The organism is Dyella sp. OK004 (assembly GCF_900114495.1).
Taxonomy (GTDB): domain Bacteria; phylum Pseudomonadota; class Gammaproteobacteria; order Xanthomonadales; family Rhodanobacteraceae; genus Dyella_D.
In genome coordinates, this window is sequence record NZ_FOZI01000002.1 from 807,511 (window position 1) to 829,883 (window position 22,373).

Annotated in this window: 19 protein-coding genes; 7 read left to right on the plus strand and 12 right to left on the minus strand. The window is 61.1% G+C overall.

What is annotated here, in order from left to right:
- Positions 1-75: 75 nt before the first annotated feature.
- The 4 genes from wecB to BM338_RS10345 are packed head-to-tail and all read right to left on the minus strand — an operon-like array spanning position 76 to position 4,242.
- Positions 76-1,161, minus strand: a complete 1,086-nt coding sequence (gene wecB, locus BM338_RS10330) for a non-hydrolyzing UDP-N-acetylglucosamine 2-epimerase (RefSeq protein WP_343124155.1) — start codon at positions 1,159-1,161, stop codon at positions 76-78.
- Positions 1,158-2,270: a glycosyltransferase family 4 protein gene (locus BM338_RS10335; RefSeq protein ID WP_090450788.1), complete on the minus strand. Its 1,113-nt coding sequence runs from the start codon at positions 2,268-2,270 to the stop codon at positions 1,158-1,160. Before BM338_RS10335 ends, wecB begins: the two co-directional genes overlap by 4 nt.
- A complete protein-coding gene (locus tag BM338_RS10340; RefSeq protein WP_177229295.1) occupies positions 2,267-3,340 on the minus strand; it encodes a UDP-N-acetylglucosamine 2-epimerase in 1,074 nt (357 codons plus the stop codon). Before BM338_RS10340 ends, BM338_RS10335 begins: the two co-directional genes overlap by 4 nt.
- A gap of 47 nt (positions 3,341-3,387) precedes the next feature.
- Complete coding sequence (locus tag BM338_RS10345; RefSeq protein WP_090450790.1) at positions 3,388-4,242, minus strand: glycosyltransferase family 2 protein; 855 nt, start codon at positions 4,240-4,242, stop codon at positions 3,388-3,390.
- A 226-nt stretch (positions 4,243-4,468) separates the two neighbouring features.
- On the opposite strand from BM338_RS10345, the gene pilB reads away from it, so the two are divergent.
- The 4 genes from pilB (at position 4,469) to coaE (ending at position 9,150) form a co-directional block, all read left to right on the plus strand.
- A complete protein-coding gene (gene pilB, locus BM338_RS10350; RefSeq protein ID WP_090450791.1) occupies positions 4,469-6,190 on the plus strand; it encodes a type IV-A pilus assembly ATPase PilB in 1,722 nt (573 codons plus the stop codon).
- A gap of 150 nt (positions 6,191-6,340) precedes the next feature.
- Positions 6,341-7,609, plus strand: coding sequence for a type II secretion system F family protein (locus BM338_RS10355; protein ID WP_090450792.1), 1,269 nt, complete (start codon positions 6,341-6,343; stop codon positions 7,607-7,609).
- A 66-nt stretch (positions 7,610-7,675) separates the two neighbouring features.
- Positions 7,676-8,533 (plus strand): prepilin peptidase, encoded by an 858-nt coding sequence (locus tag BM338_RS10360; protein ID WP_090450793.1) that lies wholly within the window; start codon positions 7,676-7,678, stop codon positions 8,531-8,533.
- On the plus strand, positions 8,530-9,150 hold the full coding sequence (coaE, locus tag BM338_RS10365; RefSeq protein WP_090450794.1) for a dephospho-CoA kinase: 621 nt from the start codon (positions 8,530-8,532) through the stop codon (positions 9,148-9,150). Before BM338_RS10360 ends, coaE begins: the two co-directional genes overlap by 4 nt.
- 22 nt (positions 9,151-9,172) lie before the next feature.
- Here coaE and BM338_RS10370 read toward each other — a convergent pair whose 3' ends face one another.
- The 4 genes from BM338_RS10370 to lgt form a co-directional block, all read right to left on the minus strand.
- Positions 9,173-10,144, minus strand: a complete 972-nt coding sequence (locus tag BM338_RS10370) for a Nudix family hydrolase (RefSeq protein ID WP_255367258.1) — start codon at positions 10,142-10,144, stop codon at positions 9,173-9,175.
- Between the two features lie 21 nt (positions 10,145-10,165).
- Positions 10,166-10,654, minus strand: a complete 489-nt coding sequence (locus BM338_RS10375) for a dihydrofolate reductase (RefSeq protein ID WP_090450795.1) — start codon at positions 10,652-10,654, stop codon at positions 10,166-10,168.
- A gap of 224 nt (positions 10,655-10,878) precedes the next feature.
- A complete protein-coding gene (locus tag BM338_RS10380; RefSeq protein WP_090450796.1) occupies positions 10,879-11,673 on the minus strand; it encodes a thymidylate synthase in 795 nt (264 codons plus the stop codon).
- A 3-nt stretch (positions 11,674-11,676) separates the two neighbouring features.
- On the minus strand, positions 11,677-12,507 hold the full coding sequence (gene lgt / locus BM338_RS10385; RefSeq protein WP_090450797.1) for a prolipoprotein diacylglyceryl transferase: 831 nt from the start codon (positions 12,505-12,507) through the stop codon (positions 11,677-11,679).
- 242 nt (positions 12,508-12,749) lie between these two features.
- On the opposite strand from lgt, the gene BM338_RS10390 reads away from it, so the two are divergent.
- Entirely contained in the window at positions 12,750-14,714 is a 1,965-nt protein-coding gene (locus BM338_RS10390; RefSeq protein ID WP_255367259.1) for an alpha/beta hydrolase family protein, read from the plus strand.
- Positions 14,715-14,999: 285 nt separating this feature from the next.
- Entirely contained in the window at positions 15,000-17,858 is a 2,859-nt protein-coding gene (locus BM338_RS10395) for a TonB-dependent receptor plug domain-containing protein (RefSeq protein ID WP_090450798.1), read from the plus strand.
- 102 nt (positions 17,859-17,960) lie between these two features.
- Here the strand turns inward: BM338_RS10395 and BM338_RS10400 are convergent, their stop codons facing one another.
- The 4 genes from BM338_RS10400 to BM338_RS10415 all read right to left on the minus strand — a co-directional run bounded on the left by BM338_RS10400 (position 17,961) and on the right by BM338_RS10415 (position 20,517).
- The gene (locus tag BM338_RS10400) at positions 17,961-18,464 is read right to left on the minus strand and encodes a TPM domain-containing protein (RefSeq protein ID WP_090450799.1); all 504 of its coding nucleotides are present in this window, start codon (positions 18,462-18,464) and stop codon (positions 17,961-17,963) included.
- Position 18,465: 1 nt separating this feature from the next.
- Positions 18,466-19,365: a TPM domain-containing protein gene (locus BM338_RS10405; protein WP_090450800.1), complete on the minus strand. Its 900-nt coding sequence runs from the start codon at positions 19,363-19,365 to the stop codon at positions 18,466-18,468.
- Position 19,366: 1 nt separating this feature from the next.
- Positions 19,367-19,987 (minus strand): LemA family protein, encoded by a 621-nt coding sequence (locus BM338_RS10410; protein ID WP_090450801.1) that lies wholly within the window; start codon positions 19,985-19,987, stop codon positions 19,367-19,369.
- Between the two features lie 158 nt (positions 19,988-20,145).
- A complete protein-coding gene (locus tag BM338_RS10415; protein ID WP_090450802.1) occupies positions 20,146-20,517 on the minus strand; it encodes a diacylglycerol kinase in 372 nt (123 codons plus the stop codon).
- A gap of 302 nt (positions 20,518-20,819) precedes the next feature.
- Between BM338_RS10415 and BM338_RS10420 the strand changes: the two genes are divergently transcribed.
- Positions 20,820-22,349, plus strand: coding sequence for a peptide MFS transporter (locus tag BM338_RS10420; protein ID WP_090450803.1), 1,530 nt, complete (start codon positions 20,820-20,822; stop codon positions 22,347-22,349).
- Positions 22,350-22,373: the final 24 nt, after the last annotated feature.

Sequence of the window (22,373 nt, forward strand, 5' to 3'; positions counted from 1 at the left end):
CAGATACGCGCTATATCTTCAAGATGAATCCCGTAGCTGAATACTTCTCTGCATCAACACCGGGCACCCATACCGTCAGGCCAGTTCGCTAATAATTCTCGCCGCTGCCCTCCCGTCACCATATGGCGATCCCCCTTTAGCCATACGCGCATGAGCAGATGCATCATCAAGCAGATGCACAGCAGCCATCACGATTCGCTTCGTATCTGTGCCGACCAATTTCGCCACACCCGCCTGCACTGCCTCTGGCCGCTCCGTTTGCTCTCTTAGTACCAGCACCGGCTTGGCAAGTGCAGGCGCTTCCTCCTGTACACCGCCACTATCGGTGAGGATCAGTGTGGACTGGCGCATTAGATCGACGAAATCGAAGTAGTCCTGCGGCGGCAAGAGCTTGATTCGGGGATGGTTCGCCAAAACACTCCGAGCGGACTCCTGCACATTAGGATTGGGGTGCACCGGGTAGAGGACTTCGATATCGGTATAACGATCGGCCAACTCACGCACCGCCGACAAGATGTTCCGCAACGGTAACCCGAAGTTTTCGCGCCGATGAGCGGTAAGCAGAATTGTGCGGCCCTGTCGGATCGGTGCAGGCCCCAGCTTGTGTACGGTGTGCATCAATGTGTCGATGCCTGTGTTGCCCGTGACGTGGATGCCCGCAGCAGAGATGCCTTCCGCACGCAAGTGTTCAGCCGCCCCCGAAGTGGGAGCAAAATGCCAGCGCGCAATGCGCGCTACCATCTGTCGATACCCTTCCTCGGGAAAAGGCTGATCAAGATCCTGAGTACGGAGGCCGGCTTCAACATGGCCAAACGGAACTTGCCGATGGAAGGCAGCGAGCGCAGCGGCCAAAACTGTGGAGGTATCGCCTTGCGCCAGAACAATGCTGGCGTGCTCCTTTACTAATACGCGGTCAAGCGCGGGCAACATGCGGGCAATCAGGTCTGTCGGAGCCTGTCCCGCCGTCATGAGATCCAAATCATGATCGACAGGAACCTCCAATCGCCGAAGCATCTGGTCAAGCAAATTCCTATGCTGGGCAGTTGCCACCACAACGCATCGTGCCCAATCCGTTGCCCGCAATGCTGCCACTACCGGGGCCATCTTGATGGCCTCTGGGCGAGTCCCTATGACGCACACTACGCTACGCAGCTGACTCACTGCCTTACTCCCTCACCACTGAGCCGGCTTTGCCCAAGTGATAAATCGACCGCCAGGGTCGTTGCAATAGCAGGCCAGTCCATGCCTTCGGGAAGGCCCACCGTAATTCGTCTCGCCACCTGCTCGCGAATGACTCGCTGCAAGTCGACTATGTCGCCCGGCTCCGCTAGAAGTGGGCCAAGCTGCGCGGCCTGTAACGGAAAGTTATCCATGAAATTAGGGGTACGCGTCGCCACAAGCGGCCGACCACATGCGATCGCCTCGGCTATTTTGTTGGAGGCCCCTGCATCCATGATGGCGGAACGGCGATAAGGCACCGAGAGTAAGTTGCAACAAGCCAGCATCGTCGGCACCTGCTCAAATGGCACGTTACCGACGTAACGGATACCCGGCTGCTGAAGATCCATGTCGGGTCGAGGCTTACCGCCGAGTAGCAGCTCAATATCCACGCCCTCGCTGCGCAATCCTCGTACAGCGGCTACCAGATCATCAACGCCCCGATCCTGCTCCATGCTGCCGAAATAACCGATATAGATCGCCTCTTCGGGAAAGCCGTGCATCCTCCGGCTCTCTTGCATATCCAGAGGGCAAAACCTTCTAAGGTCGACACCATTAGGCACGATGAGATCACGTCCTACCTGATACCCAACGCGCTCCATCAACGACTGACTCGCAAACAATCGGTTATCAGAACGACGCAAGAGATAGTCGAACAGATCAAAACCCGGCAAGCGCTGATATCCGGCGAACTCGTCGTATTTGTCATACACGTCGAATACGAAGCGCGCTCTTAAACGTCTCGCCAACCGGTAGGCCATCAGACCGATATAGCAGTCACCACTGGCCACCACCACTTGCGGCTTTTGACTGGCAAGAGCTTCGATACCCCACTGTCGTAGACCAGCCCAACCGAGTAGCGGAGTGGAGACAATCTCAAGATCGCCGTCACGCAGTCTATGAATTTCGCGCGTGTGATAATCCAGGAGCCACAGCTTCGTGCGCACACCACTGCGCGCCCAATGCACTGGCAGCTGATAGATCCGACCAAACTGCTCTCTTAGAGCATCACGATTTGTATAAAAACGCTTCCCCACGAACAACACGTTCATGAATTGGCCTGAAGGTATTGCGAGCCTTCGTCGGCAAGAAACTCGGCTATACGGTGCGACGGCCCATCTCGATGAATATCCATGATCGAATGACGCAATTGAACAAAACGCCCTTCGTGGATGAATTGGACGACACCTTCAGCAATGCCGGCCTCCATAATTGCATTGGCTCCAAGCCCATCCGGGCGCTCCGTTCGCTCTCGCATTACCAGCGTAGGAACACCGAGAGCCGCCAGCTCCTCCTGATTGGATCCCCCATCCGTGAGTACGCAAGCGGCACCAGCGGCAAGCCTGAGAAAGTCGCGATAGCCCATACGCGGTATGAGATTCAGATTGGGCATATTGGAAAGTCGCGCCATGAAACCGCCCGCTTCCAAACGCCGCCTGGTGGCCGGGTGCAAGACAAAATGAATCGGGTAGCTTTCGGCAAGACGCTCGACCAGAGCCACCAAGTCAGACAATCGCTGAGCAACATATATGTTCTGAAAGCGATGCAGCGATACAACTAGGTACGGATGATTGGTCTCTCGACCTACAGAAACTGCACCGGCCAGAATGACCGCATCAATGATGGTGTTGCCTTTCGTGTCAATGACCAGAGCGTCATGATGAAGGCGCATATAGTCGGCTGCTTGCGCATTCGGGCACATGGCGACATCAGTCATCCGAAACACCAGCCGGCGGCAGAGTTCTTCAGGAAAGGGGTCAAAGATCCTTCCGGAACTCAGACCACTCTCCAAATGAACAATCCGCGCACCACAACGTCTACCAGCCACAGCCCCAACCAACGTAGAAAGTGTGTCGCCATGAACAAGCACGTCTAGCGGCACACCTGGTTTTGCCAACAGCTTTAGTTGCTTGACCACTCCGCGATAGGCGACGGGAAGCCAGTACAGCAAGGACCTAACTGTAGAACGCTCTGAAGCCGGCATTGCCGACACCTGCGGCGACCTGATCGAAAACTCATCGATCAGATCCTGCATCGTTTCTTGATGTTGACCTGTCATAAGCAGGGTTACTGACAACCCGAGCCTTTCGCATGCAACAACGACCGGTGCAACCTTGATCAATTGAGCACGCGTGCCAATAACAAAAACCAGACACCTATGCATTTGGGTCACGCATCTCGACGATAAGTCAGTGCTGTAATTTGCTCAGACACCAACCCAATCAGGAATACAATCACGCCCGCACTCCACATCAAAGTGCTCATATTGGTCAGCCGCCCACCATGACTAAATGTCCACGCATAGTTCGCAAGTCCCAATAGAAAGAACACCGCACTTGCTGGCGCAAACAACTTCAGCGGCGAATACAACGTCGCAATCTTGAAAATGATCAGCAGGAAGCGGATGCCATCCTTCAATGGTTTGATGTGACTCTTTCCTACTCGCTGCGCTGCCTTGATGGGCAGATACGCCACCGCGTAGGCGCTGCGAAAGAACGCCATAGTGCTGGTCGTCGGATAAGAAAAGCCATTGGGCAGCAGGTGAAGAAACTCGCGGAACTTGTCCGCGCGCACCACGCGGAACCCCGACGTGAGATCAGCCACTTCATGTCCAGTCATCCGAGTGGCGAGCCAATTGTAAATAGTGTTGGCCACTCCTCGACCAACGCCGGCCTGGCTGCTCCAGTCACGTGCACCGACCACCATGTCATAACCTTCATTAAGTCGCTCAAGCAAGCGGGCAACGTCAGCCGGATCGTGCTGCCCATCGCCATCCATGAAGACCAGAAGGTCGCCAGTCGCTGCACGAGCCCCACGCTTGATCGCGGCACCATTGCCCATTGAATAGGGTGAAGCAAGGTGTTGCACACCTACCGATGCGCATATTTCTGGCGTGTTGTCGGTGGAACCATCGTCAACCACGATGATCTCAGCGTCCGGCTGGGCGGCCCGCAGGCGTGGCAGTAAGGTGCCGAGCGCGCCTGCCTCATTCTTGGCAGGCAAAACGATACTGAGGCGATTCAAAGCAACTCCCCCGAGAGTGAGCGCTGATGATAGCGCGGCCCTCCTGCCCCCGGTTGTGGTGGATTTGACGAAACGAATGAGCCTGTCAGCGGCCCGTGCTCCGTTCTATCAGTGGAATTGTGCGTACCGTCACCACTGGCAAGCAGGAACCTCAAACAGCGGGTGACCTGCCACCTTATCTGGAGTAAATTCCCTTCCAATCAGGGGGCTGGGTGAAATTCTGAACATGTCGACGCAGATGCAACCGTCATTGGCAGGCCTGTCGGGCATGGCCCGCCGGCTGGTATCCGACGGGGTTCTCCCCGAGGCGGACGTACGCAAGGCGGTGGTGGATTCCGCCCAGCACAAGACCACGCTGGCCGCTTGGCTGCTGGACAACAGCTTGGTCGAAAGCGCCCGTCTGACCCAGGTCGCCTCGGCGGAGTTCGGCATGCCGGCCATGGATGTGTCGTCGCTCCAGCCTTCCAGCATGCCACTGAACCTGATCAGCGAAGCGCTGATCAACAAGCATCACGCACTGCCACTCTTCAGACGCGGCAAGCGGCTGTTCGTCGGTATTGCCGACCCCATGCAGTCGCATGCGCTGGACGAAATCAAGTTCCACTCGAACTGTATGGTGGAGCCAATCCTGGTCGAGCGTGGCCAGCTCTATCGGGTGATCGAGAACACCCTTACTTCCATGAACGCCGCGGTGCCCGATATGGGTGGCGGCGACCTGGATGATCTGGCCCTGGAGGCTGGCGACGACGAGGCCGAATCCACCGGCATCGACGCCAACGCGAACGACGATGCCCCAGTGGTGAAGTTCGTCAACAAGATCCTGGTGGATGCCATCCGCCGCGGCGCCTCGGACATCCATTTCGAGCCGTTCGAAACCCAGTACCGAGTTCGCCTGCGCATGGACGGCATGTTGCGCGCGGTCGCCAGTCCGCCCATGAAATTGTCCGCCCGCATTTCCTCGCGCCTCAAGGTGATGTCGGGTCTGGATATCGCCGAACGCCGCGTGCCGCAGGACGGCCGCATCAAGCTCAACCTGTCCAAGAGCCGCGCGGTGGACTTCCGCGTCAGCACACTGCCGACGCTGTTCGGCGAGAAGATTGTGCTGCGTATCCTGGATGGCTCGTCGGCCAAACTGGGTATCGACAAGCTCGGTTACGAGGAGATCCAGAAGCAGCTCTATATGGATGCTATCCACAAACCCTACGGCATGGTGCTGGTCACCGGCCCTACCGGCTCGGGTAAAACGGTTTCGCTGTACACCGCGCTGAACATCCTCAATACCGCGGAACGCAATATCTCCACCGTGGAAGACCCGGTGGAAATACGCGTCGAGGGCATCAACCAGGTGCAGCAGAACGTAAAGCGCGGCATGACCTTCGCCGCAGCCCTGCGCTCGTTCCTGCGCCAGGATCCGGACGTGATCATGGTGGGCGAAATCCGCGACCTGGAAACCGCCGAGATCGCCATCAAGGCCGCGCAGACCGGCCATATGGTGCTTTCCACACTGCACACCAATGACGCGCCACAGACCATCTCGCGACTGATGAACATGGGCATTGCGCCCTACAACATCACCTCGTCGGTGACCCTGGTGATCGCCCAGCGCCTGGCTCGGCGCCTGCACGACTGCAAGAAGCCAATGGACCTGCCGCCTCAGACCCTTCTGGCCGCCGGCTTTACTCAGGAAGAAATCGATGCCGGCCTGACCCTCTACGAAGCAGTCGGGTGCGATAACTGCAACGAGGGTTACAAGGGGCGCTTGGGCATTTATCAGGTCATGCCTATGCTTGAGGACATTCAGAAGATTGTGCTGCAGGGTGGCAACGCCTTGCAGATTGCGGAAGTGGCGCGCAAAGCCGGGATCAACGACTTGCGCGCATCCGCACTGATGAAGGTCAAGAACGGGGTGACCAGCCTGGCCGAGATCGACCGTGTGACGAAGGACTAAGAAGAGGTCTCGTTGTCCGGACCGGGATGCAGGTGGCATTGGAGTTGCGTCCCCCCGCACGGATTTAGCTGAAGCAGATGACCTAAACTGCTGAAATTAGCCGCCCGGCGCCTGTCGCAGCCGGACAGCCTTGGAAGGGGGAAATTCCGCATGGCCACAGTAACGGCAATCGCCAAAGACGCGCGCACCCGAGGTGCCGCGCGCGCCACCATCAGTCAGATGACCACGTACGACTGGGTGGCTCTGGACAAGCGCGGCAAGCGCATGAAGGGGGAAATGCCGGCGAAGAATGCTTCTCTGGTCAAGGCCGAGTTGCGCCGCCAGGGCATGAATCCGCAGACGGTGCGTGAACGTTCCAAGCCCCTGTTCGGCGCCAGCGGAAGCACGGTCAAACCGCGCGACGTGGCGATCTTCAGCCGCCAGATCGCCACCATGATGGCTTCCGGTGTGCCGATGGTGCAGTCCTTCGAGATCATCGCCGACGGACAGAAAAACGTCCGCTTCAAGAACATACTCGTCGACGTTAAGCAGGGTATCGAGGGCGGTTCTGCATTGCACGAAGCGCTGGCCAAGTACCCAGTACAGTTCGACGAGCTCTACCGCAACTTGGTGCACGCGGGCGAATCGGCCGGCGTGCTCGATACCGTGCTTGATACGGTGGCGACCTATAAGGAGCGGATGGAGGGCATCAAGAGCAAGATCAAGAAGGCCCTGTTCTATCCGGTCATGGTGTTGGTGGTGGCGTTGCTGGTCAGCATGATCCTGCTGCTGTTCGTAGTGCCGGTGTTCGAGCAGACCTTCAAGGATGCGGGCGCCGAACTGCCCGCCCCGACTCAGATCGTGATCAGCGCCTCGCAGTTCATGCAGCACTATTGGTGGCTTGTGATCGGTGTGATTGTCGGCAGCATCGTTGCGCTCATTGCCGCCAAAAAGCGCTCGGCCAAGGTTGCGCACTTCCTTGATCGACTTATGCTGCGGCTACCTATCATTGGCAACATCCTCCGCCAATCCGCTATCGCCCGTTTCGCCCGCACCCTCGGTGTCACCTTCCGAGCTGGCGTTCCACTGGTAGAAGCTCTGGAAGCGGTAGCCGGAGCCACCGGCAGCATCGTGTATAGCGAAGCAGTTCTTCAGATGCGCGACGACGTCTCGGTAGGTCACCAGCTCCAGCTCGCCATGCGCCAGACCGGCCTATTCCCGAACATGGTGGTGCAGATGACCGCCATCGGCGAGGAATCCGGCGCCCTGGACAACATGCTGTTCAAGGTGGCCGAGTTCTACGAGGAAGAGGTCAACAATGCCGTCGACACCCTCTCCACCCTGCTCGAACCGCTGATCATGGTGATCCTCGGTGTGCTGGTGGGCGGCATGGTGATATCGCTGTATCTGCCGATCTTCAAGCTCGCGGGCACGGTGTAATCTTTGGTTTCCCAGGCCCCTCTCCCGCCGGGAGGGGGGCTTTTTTTATAGCTATCGAGACACGGCATGGCTGAACTTCCCCTCTGGGCCTGGATCGCCGCAGCTGCCGTACTCGGCTTGCTGGTTGGCAGCTTCCTAAATGTGGTGATCCTGCGCTTGCCCGAGCGGATGACGGCGATGTGGCGCCAGGAAGCACGCGACGTACTTGAACTTGATGCAGAGCAAGCCCCCCTACCCCCTGGCATCGTGCGCGAACCGTCGCATTGCCCGCATTGCAAACATCCGCTGTCGGCAATGGACAATATCCCGCTGTTCGGCTGGCTTCTGCTGCGCGGGCGTTGCCGTTACTGCAAGGCGCCCATCTCCATCCAGTACCCGCTAGTGGAACTGCTGAGCGGGGTGCTTAGCGCGGTGATCGTGTGGAAGTTCGGACCAACCTGGCCGGCGCTTGCGGGCCTGGTGTTTACCTGGATGCTGATCGCGCTTTCCGGCATCGATTTCCGCACGCAGTACTTGCCCGACCAACTCACCTATCCGTTGCTGTGGATCGGCCTGCTGCTCAGTCTGCTGCCCATGTTCGTGCTGCCCCCGTCGGCGATTCTGGGCGCGGCCATGGGCTACCTGAGCTTGTGGAGCGTGTACTGGCTGTTCAAGCTGCTTACGGGCAAGGAGGGCATGGGCTATGGCGACTTCAAGTTGCTGGCGGCCCTGGGTGCCTGGATGGGGCCGAGCGCGCTGTTGCCGGTCATCCTGCTTTCGTCCTTGGTCGGCGCGCTACTGGGTGGTGGATTGATCTTGCTGCGTAAACACCAGCGTGAGGTACCGATGCCATTCGGTCCGTTTATCGCCGTGGCGGGCTGGGTCTGGTTTGTTGCCGGCGACTGGCTGCTGCAAAGCTACATGCAGATCACCGGGCTGCGATGACAGTGCGCCATATCCCCTATGTTGTCGCGCTCACCGGTGGCATCGCCGCCGGCAAAAGCGCGGTGACCCGGCGTTTCGAAGCGCAGGGGATCGCTGTCTATGACGCCGATGTCGCCGCCCGGGAAGTGGTGAAACCCGGCAGCGAGGGCTTGCAGGCCGTTGTCGATAGCTTCGGCACCGACGTGTTGGACGCCGACGGTCAGCTGGACCGCGCCAGCATGCGCCGCCGCGTCTTCGCGGACGAGAAAGCACGCCGCGCACTGGAGGCCATCACGCACCCCCGCGTACGCACTTGGCTACGCGAGCATGCTGAGGCTGATCGCGGTCCCTACTGCCTGCTCGCCATTCCTCTGCTCGCCGAGAACATCGAGCACTACCGCTGGGTCCAACGCATCCTGGTCGTGGATGCGCCGGAAGCCGTCCAGCTGGAGCGGTTGATGAAACGCGATGGCATCGACGCCGCATTGGCTCAACGCATGATCGAGCGACAGGCCAGCCGCAGCCAGCGCCTCGCGCTGGCCGATGACGTGATCGAAAACGGCGGCGACGAAGCCGCGCTCGATGCAGCGGTAGCCGAGCTGCATGCGCGCTACTTGGCCTTTGCTGCAGCCGCCTGACTTACGAGGCTCACTTTCCGCCTTACGGCAATCGGCTCCGGCGCCGAAAACCGGCACCCCAAAAACCACGAATACCGGCAACGCCCTGCCCTCCCAACGCGCTGGCTTGAACCGTATCGGCAGCTTGCATGCCTCCCAGGGCATACACAGGCAGCGACGCCGCCTCCACCAGACGTTGGAATGCCTCCCAGCCCATCGGCGCGGCATCCGGATGCGACGTCGTCGCCGCCACCGGCGACAGGGTGGCGAAGTCGGCGCCCAATGAAGCCGCGCAGGCCAGCTCAGCGACATCGTGACAGCTCGCGCCCACCAGCTGGCTCAGCGACAAGGGGCGCGCCTTCAAGACCATCAGCTGCGACGCCCTGAGCTGCACGCCAACGCCCTGGCCAAGCTCGCATGCGCCCTCTACATCTGAATTCAGCACGAGTGTGGCGCCAAGTTGCCGCGCCAAGGGCACCAGCTCAGCGGCGAGCTTCCGAACCAGCAGCACCGGCCACAACGGCAGGCGCAATTGAATCAGCCGCTCGCCATGTACAAGCGCATCCCGCAGCATCTCCACGCACGTCGCGAAGGCATCCGGCACCAGATCGGCAGGCGTAATGGGATAACGGGAAGGCAGGAGCAGCGCTTGCAGGATTGGCCGATCGGCAGGAGCCAGCATCGTCGGATCCACTGCGGAAGGCGCGAGCCACTGCAAGGCCTGCCCCTCAAGCGACGCCACCTCACCTTCCCAGCGCCGAACCATCCAGGCATCGAGCAAGAGATACCGGCCGTCGTACTGCCACGGCACCCGGATCAATGGCTCGGCGACCTCGACCGTCACCCCAAGCTCTTCCTGCAACTCTCGGATCAAGCCCGACCCCGGCTGCTCGCCGGGCTCCAGCTTGCCACCAGGGAATTCCCACAGACCAGCCAAGTGCTTGCCCGGCGGCCGCTGCGCCAGCAACACGCGGCCAGCGGCGTCCATCATGACGCCGGCTACCACATGGATCACAGGGAAATCCTGCGGCACAACTCAGAAGCCGCGAATGTACTCGACCATATCGAAGTCGTAGGCGTGGTCGCCGTCCTTCTTGTGATGGACGCGGGAGACCTCGGTCCAGTCACTGAAATGCACACCCGGGAAGAAGGTGTCCGCGCCATCCACCGCCGCGTTGACCCAGGTGAGGTAGAGACGATTTGCCTTAGGCAGCGCCATGGCATACACCTCACCACCGCCGATCACCATCAGGCCGGTGCCACCGGCACGAGCGAGACCATCCTCAACCGAACGTACGGTGATCTGTCCCGGAAACGGCGCCTCGTGCTTGCGGGTCAGCACCAGGTTCGTGCGATCCGGCAAGGCACGTCCCACCGATACCGCAGTGTTGTAACCCATCAACACGTACTTGCCGAGCGTGAGCTGCTTGAACCAGCGCAGGTCGTCTGGCAGATGCCAGGGCAGCTGGCCCTTGCGGCCAATGGCAAAGTTCTCGTCAAGCGCGGCAATCAGCGAAATAGCCATGGAATCTCCGAAATAAACGTCATGCAAAGTGACAATCGGCGCATGGCGACCCAGCCCCCTGGCCGCCACGCTAACGGGACATTCTAGCGAGGATCGCTGCCTTGACGATGACTTTGGCCCTGCTTGCCATCACCCGGTGGTGTGCCCATGGGCCATTTCTAGTCGGCGCCTGAAACCGCCACCAGGCAACGCATGAACTTGCTACTGACACCTCTCGGCGCCGGTTACACCGCCACCGGCGCCTTGATGGCGGGGTGCGGCGCGTAGTCCACGATCGCGATGTCTTCGTAGCGGAAATCTTCGAGCGTCCGCACGTCGGGATTGAGCTGCAGCTTCGGCAGCGGCCGGGGCTCGCGGGTGAGCTGCAGTCGCGCCTGTTCAAGGTGATTGCTGTACAGGTGTGCATCGCCCAGCGTGTGCACGAAATCGCCCACGCCCAGGCCGCAGACCTGGGCCACCATATGCGTCAGCAACGCATAGCTGGCGATGTTGAAGGGCACACCGAGAAAGATGTCGCCCGAGCGCTGGTACAGCTGACAGCTCAGCTTGCCGTCGGCCACGTAGAACTGAAACATCGTATGGCAAGGCATCAGTGCCATCTTCGGCAGCTCGCCCACGTTCCACGCGCTGACGATCAGGCGGCGCGAATCCGGATTACGCCGGATCTCTTCCACTACCCAGCGGATCTGGTCGACCACATGGCCATCGGCCGTCGGCCACGCGCGCCATTGCTTGCCATAGACCGGGCCAAGATCGCCATTCGCATCCGCCCACTCATCCCAGATGCTGACGCCATGTTCCTTGAGGTAGGCGATATTGGTGTCGCCGCGCAGGAACCAGATCAGCTCGTGGATGATCGATTTCAGATGCACCTTCTTGGTGGTGACCAGCGGAAAACCCTGGGCCAGATCGAAGCGCAGTTGCCAGCCGAACACGCTGCGCGTGCCGGTGCCGGTGCGGTCAGCCTTGACGGTGCCGTGCTCCAGCACATGACGCAGCAGATCAAGATAGGCACGCATCGCTTACTCCTTCGCCGGCATCACGACGATATACGGGCGCAGGGTCGGCGCCTTGCGTGACATCGCCAGCAGCACCAGGCCGACCAGCACCAGCGGCAGCGACAAGATCTGCCCCATGGTCAGCCAGCCGAACGCCAGGTAGCCCAGCTGCGGGTCCGGCAGGCGCACAAACTCCACGGCGAAACGGAAGCAGCCGTATAGCAGCGCGAACAGGCCCGAGATCAGATAGCGCGGGCGCGGCTTCATCGACACCACCCACAGCACGGTAAACATCACCACACCCTCCAGCAGCATCTCGTACAACTGCGACGGATGACGCGGCAGGCGGTCTGGTGCATTGGGGAAGATCATGGCCCAGGCCACGTCGCTCGGCTTGCCCCACAGCTCACCATTGATGAAATTGCCCAGCCGCCCCAGGCCCAGGCCGATCGGCACCATCGGCGCGATGAAATCCACCGTGTCGAAGAAATGCAGCTGGTGCCGGCGCGACCACCACAGCACCGCGGCGAGTACGCCGAGCAGACCGCCGTGGAAACTCATGCCGCCGTCCCACACCCGGAACAGCGCCAGCGGGTCGGTCCAGATCCAATGGATGTCGGTATAGAACAGCATGTAGCCGATACGGCCACCGATGATCACACCCATCATCACGTAGAAGGCCAAGTCGCCCACCGCATCCCGCGACACCGGCAGGCGGCCCAGGCCGCGGCGATACTCCGCCATCAGCCAGGCTCCCAGGAAACCGGCCAGATACATCAGCCCATACCAATGGACATGAATCGGACCGAGGCTGAAGGCGATCGGCTGGATGTCTACGGTGTAGGGCAGCGACATGGGCAACGTGCGTGGCGGTAAAGACACAGTGTAGCCGCCCCGGCTGCCATCGCGGGCAGCCCCCTTCCCGTCCCCTTCATGCCGTGGCTACACTCGCCGCCGGATGGCAGCCACCGGTTACTGGGGAGTAACGGCGGCTTGCGGGGCATGGCGAAGAGCCGGCTGATCACGCAACCGTCCACCGGGCCGCGATGCCCCACCGGCCGGTAGCGCAAACAGGGGCGTGTCCAGGGGGAAAATGCATGTCACACCGTCTGATGCGGACCGCGCTGTCCGCAGCCTTTCTGTTATTGCCCGCCGCCGCCTGCGCGGCCGACCTGATTCCGGTCGAGGACTTCGCGCGCCGGCCGCAGATTTCCGATCCCACCCTGTCGCCCGATGGCCAGCACATCGCGGTGCGCATGGACGACTACGACAATCACAATCATGCGGTGATGGTCTACAACGTCACCGACATGAAGAACCCGATCAGCATGCTGCGCATGCCCAAGTTCGAGATTCCGCTCGACATCATCTGGGTCAGCCCTACCCGCCTGGTGGTGCAGAAAGGCAAGGAAACCGGTTCGCTCGACAAGCCCGCCTTTTACGGCGAAGTGCTTGCCACCGACCTCGATGGCAAGCACGTGGATTACATCTACGGCTACGACAACCTCGGCACCCGCGCCACCACCCGCGCAGGCGACAAGGGCTGGGGCTATGTCGTCGGGCGGCCCCGGCCCTCCAATGGGCACGTCTACATGGAAACCGAGTCCTGGGACAACAAGGGACACTACGCGCTGTATGACGTCGACGCGGTGAAGAATGCCCGCCGTCTGATCGGCGACATCAGCGTGAGCGGCATGAGCTTCATGGTCGGCAACGACGGCGAAGTGCATTACGCCTACGGCTCCAACGACAATTTCGATTTCGTGGCCTATCGCCGGCAGAACGGCGCATGGGCGCCACTGGACACCACCAAGGATTACCGCAGCTTCATACCGCTCGCCAATACACCGGATCAAAAACGCATCTATGCGTTTTACTCCAGGGAGGGTGGCCCAACCTCACTGGTGGAGCAGGACGAGGACGGCGGCAATCGCAAAGTGCTGGCCAAGGACAGCTTCAGCAATATCCGTTCGGTCGAATGGACGCCGATGCCGCGCCAACCGTTCGCAACCATTCTCGACACCGGTATCCCCACGGCCAACTACATCGACCCCAGCCTGCCTGCAGCCAAGCTGCACATGGCGTTGAGCAAGGCTTTCCGCGGCTACGTGCGCTTCATCAATTACAGCGAGGACGGCGGCCAACTGCTGTTCTCCGTATCCAGCGACCGCGACCCCGGCACCTTCTATCTGATCGACACCAAGACCAACAAGGTCAACAAACTTTTCACCGGGCATCCCTGGATCGACCCCACGCGCATGGCCGAACGGCGGCCATTACGCTTCAAGGCCAGCGACGGCATGGAACTGGAGGCGATCCTGACCATCCCGCCGGGTCGCGGCGAAGCCAACTTGCCGATGGTGCTGCTGCCGCACGGCGGTCCGCACGGGATCAATGACGATTGGTTTTACGACCGCGACGCGCAATTCCTCGCCAGCCGCGGCTATCTGGTGCTGCAGGTCAATTACCGTGGCTCTGATGGGCGCGGCCGGAACTTCACTGAAGACGGCTATCTCAAGTGGGGCACCCGCATCCAGCAGGATTTGATCGACGGGGTGAAGTGGGCAGTTGCGGAGAACTACGCCGATCCGAAGCGCGTCTGCGTGTATGGCGCGAGTTTCGGCGGCTACTCGGCGATGATGACCACGATCCGCGCGCCGGATATGTTCAAGTGCGCGGTCGGCTACGCCGGCGTCTACGACCTGGCGATGATGTACAAGAAGGGCGACGTGCGCGAAGAAAAGACCGGCCGCAGCTATCTGCACGCCGTCATCGGCAAGGACGACGCCGATCTCGCCGCTAACTCGCCCGACAAACTGGCCGACAAGATCCCAGTCCCCGTCCTGTTCGTGCACGGCGAGGCCGACGTACGTGCCCCGTTCGCTCAGGCCAAGGCGATGCGCGCCGCGATGGATGCCGCCCACAAGCCATATGAATGGCTGTCCAAACCCGGCGAAGGCCACGGCTTCTACGACGAAAAGAACACCGTCGAGTTCTACAAGACCTTGCAGGCCTTCCTCGACAAATACATCGGAAACAGCCCGAATACGGCCAGCAACTAGCCGTCGCAAAACCGGCGAGAATGGCATCAGAAGGGCGCCTCGGCGCCCTTTTTTGCGGATCAAAACCAATCCGCGCAAATACTTGCGGTTACAAGAATCTTCGAAACTTAACTTGCACCAAACTGTCACCTTGTTTTAACTTCGGGCTCACATCGACCGTTTCCCCCAAGCTTCGGCGATGCCGGGGCACGCGAGCTTCCCCAGCGAGGCGTGCCATCCCAGATATCCAGATGACCAGCGTCAACGCTGGCAGCTGGCTATTTTTTGTTCGGAGTTTTCAAAACAATGAAGCAAAAGACACTGCTGGCCACCGCCATCGCCGCAGCGCTCATGCTGCACACCTTCGCGGTGGCTGCACAGGACGCTACCCCCGCCCCCGCCGCCGACACATCCAAGGCCAAGAGCCTGGATACCGTGACCGTCACCGGTTCGCGCATCCGTAGCGTGGACGTCGAGACCGCCCAGCCGGTCTTCACCATGAGCCGTCAGGAAATCCAGAAGCAGGGCTATGTGAGCGTCGGCGACATCCTGTCGCACATCACCGCTTCCGGTTCGGCCGGCTATAGCCGCTCCGCCTCGCTGACTTCGAACACCTACGCCGGTAGCGCCACCGTCGAACTGCGCGGCCTGGGCGCCGCCCGCACCCTGGTGCTGGTCGACGGTCGCCGCTGGGGCACCAATGCCGACGGCTTCACTGACCTGGACACGATCCCCTCCTCGATCATCGAGCGCATCGATGTACTGAAGGACGGCGCCTCGGCCATCTACGGTTCCGACGCCATCGCCGGTGTGATCAACATCATCACCCGCACCGACATCAAGGGCGGCGACGCCAACGTCTACTACGGCCAGTTCGGCAAGGGTGACGGCGCCAAGCAGCAGTACGACTTCACCTATGGCAACAAGATCGGCAAGCTGTCCTACGTGTTCAGCGGCTCGTATGCCAAGGACGATCCGGTCTGGGCGAAGGACCGCGACTTCTCGCGTTCCCCGCTGGGTCCGCGTCATTCGAACTCCGGCCTGTCCGGCTTCGGTCCGGGCGGCCTGATCCTCAATGATCCTTCGGGCAATGGGCTCAAGCTCAACCCGGGTGGCGATCCGACTAAGCTCGGCGACTATCACACCTACGACCCCAGCATCGACAACTTCAACGCCAACCAGCAGATGATGCTGATCAATGGTGCGAAGCGTAAGTCGCTGTTCGGCAAGGCCACCTACGCCATCACCGACAACATCAGCGCCCACGCTGATGCGACCTACACCGAGCGCACCGCGAACATCCAGATCGCCGGCTATCCGCTCGGCACCGGCACCACCGGCTTGATGGTTGACAAGGACAGCTACTACAACCCGCTGGGCAGCCAGCAGGGTTACACCACCCCGCAGGACGTCGAGTTCTTGCGCCGTGGTGTTGAATCGCCGCGCCTGACCAAGAACACCCTGAAGACCTATCGCATCGGCGCGGGTCTGGACGGCGTGTTCCAGATCGGCGAACGCAACTTCAACTGGGACGTCAGCGGGTTCTTCAACAAGAACAAGGGCGACGTCTTCGGCACCGGCAATTACAACCTGATCAACCTCGCCCAGGGCCTCGGCCCGTCCTTCATGGACAATGGCGTGGTCAGGTGCGGCCGTCCGGGCGCGGTGATCGCCGGCTGCACGCCGGTGAACGTCCTGTCGGGCTGGGGCGGCATGACCCCCGACATGCTCAACTACGTCGGCGTCAACACCAACGGCACCTACGGCACCCAGACCACCGGTCTTGCCGCCAACATCGGTGGTGACGTGGTGCAGCTGCCGGCCGGCATGGTGCAGTTCGCCGCTGGCCTGGAATACCGTCGCGAAGCCGGCTACAACCGTCCGGACGGGTTCTCGCAGACCGGCAACTCCACCGACCTGGCGTCCGACTCCTCGTCAGGCAAGTACAACACCAAGGAAGCCTACGCGGAGTTGAACATCCCCGTGCTGGCTGACCTCCCGGGTGCCAAGCTGCTGTCGGTCGACCTAGCCAGCCGTTACTCGAAGTACAGCACCTTCGGCAGCACCACCAACAGCAAGTTTGGCATCCAGTGGAAGCCGATCGACGACCTGATGTTCCGTGGCAGCATCTCGGAAGGTTTCCGTTCGCCGACCATCAACGACCTGTACGGCGGCCAGTCGCAGACGTTCGATAGCTACACCGATCCGTGCGATTCGCGCTTCGGCGCGGTGGCCAGCGGCAATGCCAACGCCATCGCGGCCTGCCGCGCAGCCGGCCTGGCGCCAGGCTTCGTGCAGACTGACTCCGCTGGCAAGCCGGTCAGCGCGGCCGACTCGCAGTCGACCACGCCGTTCCTTTCCGGCTCCAACGAAAAGCTCAAGCCCGAGACCTCGCTCAGCAAGACCCTGGGCTTTGTCTACAGCCCGAGCTACGTCGATGGCCTGAACGTGTCGTTGGACTGGTACAACATCCGCATCACCAACGTCATCACCAGCGTCACCTCCAACGACGTGCTGGATGACTGCTACCTGCGTGGCATCCAGTCTGCCTGCGGCCTGTTCTCGCGTGACCCCAAGGGCCAGGTGGTCGGCCTGGTGCACACGCTGAGCAACCGCGGCAAGCTGGAAACCGAAGGCTACGATCTGAGCCTGACCTACCGCCTGCCGAAGTTCTCGTTTGGCCAGTTCCGGGTCAACGTGGATACCAACTACGTCAGCAAGTACAACCAGACGCTCAGCAACGGCGTGATCTCCTATAGCGCCGGCCAGTACTCCAACTGGCGCATCCGCAGCAACGCCAATCTGGATTGGAGTTACGGCGACTTCGGTGCCACCTGGGGTGTCCGCTACTACTCGGGCCTGAAGGAAGACTGCTCGTTCGATATTGCTGGCGGTCCGGAGTGCTCTCTGCCGAACTACGTTTCGCCGGGCCAGGGCATCACGCCGAAGCGTCAGATCGGCGGCATTGCCTTCAACGACCTGTCGGTGCGTTGGACTGCTCCGTGGAACGGCACGTTCTCGGTCGGCGCCAACAACGTGTTCGACCGCAAATCCCCGATCTTCTACACCGCATCGAGCAACACGAGCGGCAATAGCAGCTTCGTGGGTAACCCGGCGTACGACATCGGCCGCTTCTGGTACGTGCGTTACAACCAGAAGTTCTGATCGATCGTTACAGGCAAGACGAAAACGGCGGGCCTATGGCCCGCCGTTTTTTTGTCCCGCAACAAGCTGGAACTACGCTGTAGGAGCACACCCTGTGCGCTCCTACAGCAGAACCGGCCGATCAGGCAGCTCATCAGGCTGATCCTTGTCATTCCCCGGAAAATGCCGCGTCAGCAAAGCATGCGCAGCGGCAATTCCCTCCAGACAACCTTCGCGCCATGCGTTGCGCGCGAAGCGCTCGCGCATCTGCGTGCAGATCGCATCCCATTCCGCCGTGGTGACTTCGCGAACAATGCCGCGATCCGCCACTATCTCGATGCGATGCTCCGCCAGCAGCACGTAGAACAACACACCGCTGTTGTGCTCGGTGTCCCACACCCGGAGCTGAGTGAACACCTGCTCAGCGCGGTGGCGTGCGTCCAGGCCCTCCAGCACAGCCAGCGGTGCCAGCCGCGACTCGATGGCAAAGCACACTTCGCCTTTATGCAGACGCTCGCCTTCGGCGATGGCGCGCGTCATCTCGTCGAGCAAGGTTTTCGGAAAACAGCGGCGCAGCTGGAACCAGCCACTGAACGTATTGGTGAAGAAGCGTTGGGCACGTCCCATGTCACCAGCTCCCCGACGAACCGCCGCCGCCAAAACTGCCGCCGCCTCCGCTGAAGCCACCGCCTCCGCCGCCGAAGCCGCCCCCGCCAAAACCGCCTCCACCTCCGCCCCAACCGCCGAAACCACCCCAGCCGCCACCGCCGATGGAACGCCCTGCACCGGCCGGCAACAGCATGAGCACGCCGCCGATCACCACGCCCAGCACCGCAGCCCCGGCAGTCGCCGCCAACAGCCACAGCAGGCCACCAGTGATCACCGCACCCAGCGGCGTACGCAACCACACGGTGGCGCGGCCGAATATGCCTCGCAGGAAAAACGCTACGAACACACCGATCAACAGCACGTCCTGAAAGCCCAGCCCGCTGCGTTCGCGATGCGGCCCTTCCACCGGCGGTGGCAAGGCCTCGCCATCGATCAGCTGGGTCAGGGCGCCCACGGCGTCAGTGATACCGCCGTAGTAGTCGTTGGCGCGAAACTTGGGCGCGATGTATTCGCGTGTGATGCGTGCGGTAGCGGCATCAGGAATGGCACCCTCAAGACCGTAACCCACCTCGATACGCACACGCCGGTCGTCCTTGGCGATCAGCAGCAGCAGACCGTCGTCCGTGCCCTTGCGCCCTACTTTGTTGGACTCGGCCACCGCGAGCGAATAACTCTCCAAATCCTGCGGCTGTGTGGTGCCCACCATCAGCACCACCAGCTGCGCGCCCTTGCGCTTCTCCAGCGCGACTAGCTGCGCATCCAGCTGATCGACCTGCTGCGCAGTGAGCGTACCGGTCAGATCCGTGACATGACGGGTGAGCTTGGGCGGCGCGGTGTCCGCATACGCCAGGGATAACCCTGCTGCGAGAAGCAGCAGGGTTATCAGAAGGTACGGCAGCCGCAGCAGGCGCCGGGTCATCTCAGTGCGTCGCAGCCGGCGCCGGGCTCGCATTGCCGCCGAAGTCGACCGTCGGCGCAGTGGAAATGGCCTTCTCGTTCTCTACCGTAAAGTTCGGCTTGACCTGATAGCCGAAGATCTTGGCGGTGAGGTTATTCGGGAAGGTACGGATCATCGAGTTGTATTCCTGCACCGACTGCACGTAGCGGTTGCGCGCCACGGTGATGCGATTCTCGGTGCCTTCCAGCTGTGCCTGCAGGTTCTGGAACAGGCCGTCGGCCTTCAGCTGCGGGTAGTTCTCACTGACCACCATCAGGCGCGACAGTGCGCTGGACAGTTGGCCCTGGGCCTGCTGGAACTGTTGCAGTTTTTGCGGATCGTTCAACGCATCCGGCGACATCTGCATGGTGCCGACCTTGGAGCGCGCATTGGTGACTTCCGTCAGCACCTTCTCTTCGTGCTGCGCATAACCCTTTACCGTGTTGACCAGGTTGGGCACGAGGTCAGCGCGGCGCTGATACTGGTTGATCACTTCCGACCAGGCGGCCTTGACGGCTTCGTCCTGGCGCTGCATGGCGTTGTAACCACAACCGGAAAGACCGGCGACGACCAACAGCAGCGCGACTGCGCGAAGGAATTTCATGGGTGTGCTCCGATCCGGTGGAAGGCGCCATTGCAGCATTCCTCCCCGACGGGCGCAATCTGAACATGTTGGCACGCACCCTGTGCGTAAAAGACCTGCGAAGCGTGATTCCCGCGGTGGTCGCCCATAGGGTGGGCTCCTACAGGGAAACCGCTATTTCAAAGGAAGCGCGGGCCCAGGATCAGCCCCCAGCTGAGCATCACCATCACCAGCAGCAGGAACACCGCCGCGGAACCCATGTCCTTGGCGCGACCGGCCAGTTCGTGGAATTCCGGGCTCACTTTGTCCACGACGGCCTCGACCGCGGAGTTCAACAGCTCGGCCGAAAGCACCAGTACGGCAGGCAACACCAGCGCGATTTTTTCCAGCGGCCCCTGCCCCAGCCACAACCCCAGCGGAACCAGCACCACCGCCAGGCAGGCTTCCAGCCGGAACGAGGCCTCGTGCTGCCAGCCGGCACGCAGGCCCTTCATCGACCACTTGAAGGCGCTCCAGATTTGCTTGGGTCCGCGAATACCGCTGGCAGCCATGAGGTTGTCCGTGATCAATAGGCCGCGTGCGCTGCGGCAATAAACCGAGCCAGCCAAGCTTTCCGAAACGTCCGAAAAGTGCTGGCAATAAGCCTGTAATGATGCCACAGGGCCCGCCAGGGCAAGGATCTCGGTCGTAGACACTCGCAAGCCTTTGCTCCATCGCAGGATTTCGCGTACGGCGGTGCAACCGCACCCCGTGACAGATGCGTTACGCTTGACCGGTTGTGGTTTTCGTAAGGCCCACGACAGGGTCGGCCGCAACGCGGTCGTAGTTCAAGACCGCGTTCGGAATCGTTCGTATGGCAATCCAGAATCCGCCCGTCTCGCAGACGCGCTCCTTCAGCACCGTTTTCCTCATCGAAATGTGGGAGCGCTTCGGCTTCTACGGCATGCAGGTGTTGATGGTCACCTACATGATGAAGAAGCTGGGCTTCGTCGACAGCAAGGCCAACCTCGTCTGGGGCGCCGCGGCGGCGCTGATTTATGCCACTCCCGCCATCGGCGGCTGGGTCGGCGACAAGCTGATTGGCACGCGCCGCACCATGATCGTCGGTGCCATTGTGCTGGCGCTGGGCTACGCGATGCTGTGGATTCCTTCGAACAATCCCACCCTGCTGTACTGCGCGCTCGGTGTGATCGTGGTCGGCAACGGCTTCTTCAAGCCCAACGCCGGCAACTTGGTGCGCAAAATCTACGAGGGTGACGACACCCGCATCGACAGCGCTTTCACCATCTACTACATGGCGGTGAACATCGGTTCGATGGTGTCGATGACGGCTACCCCGTGGATCCGCAACTACGTGGGCGAACACTACGGCGACGCACTGGGCTGGCACACCGCCTTCGGTTCGTGCGCGGTCGGCCTGGTACTGGGCCTCGGCAACTATGTGCTGATGCACCGCACCCTGGCGCACATCGGTTCACCGGCCGACGAGAAGCCCTTGAGCCTGGCGCGCGTGGCGGCCGTGCTGGTGGCTTCGGTGGCGATGGTGTTTATCGCGGCCGCCATCCTGCAGAGCCTGTCGATCGCCAAGGGCGCGGTAATCCTTGCCGGCGTGGTGATCCTGGGCATCTTTGCCTATCTGATCTGGATCAGCCAGAAGAGCGAGCGCGCCGGCCTGATCGCCGCTCTGGTGCTGACGGTGCAGACGATCTTCTTCTTCATCTTCTACGCGCAGATGGCAACCTCGCTGAATCTGTTTGCGCAGAACAACGTGAACCTGTCGTTCGAGATGTTCGGCGCACATCTGTTCACCTGGATTCCCGAGCAGTATCAGAACCTCAACGCGATCTGGATCGTGATCCTCAGTCCCGTGCTGGTCTTCATCTATAACGGCCTCGGGCGGGCGGGCAAGGATCCCTCGGTGGCGTTCAAGTTCGCGCTCGGCTTCGCCGCTGTGGCCGTGGGCTTCTTCATGTACGGTCTCGGCGCCATGAGCGCGGTCGATGGCCAGGTGTCTTCCTGGACCATGATCTGGGGCTACGGCCTCTACTCGCTGGGCGAACTGCTGGTGAGCGGCCTGGGTCTGGCCATGATCGCCCGCTACGTGCCCGCGCGCATGGGCGGTTTCATGATGGGCGCGTATTACGTCGCCGTCGGCATCTCGCAGTATCTGGGCAGCGTGGTGGCCAACCTGGCCAGTATTCCGGAGCACATCAGCAATCCGGTCGAATCGCTGCCGATCTACATCAGCCTGTTCAACAAGCTCGGCTTCGTCGGCATTGCCTGCACCGTGGTCGCCGTGGTCATGCTGCCGCTGATGAACAAGCTCTCGGCCAGTCACGCCGAATCGCGTACGGCATTGCCTGCCGTGCATAGCGAAGAGTGAACCCCGGAGACCCGACGTCGCAGA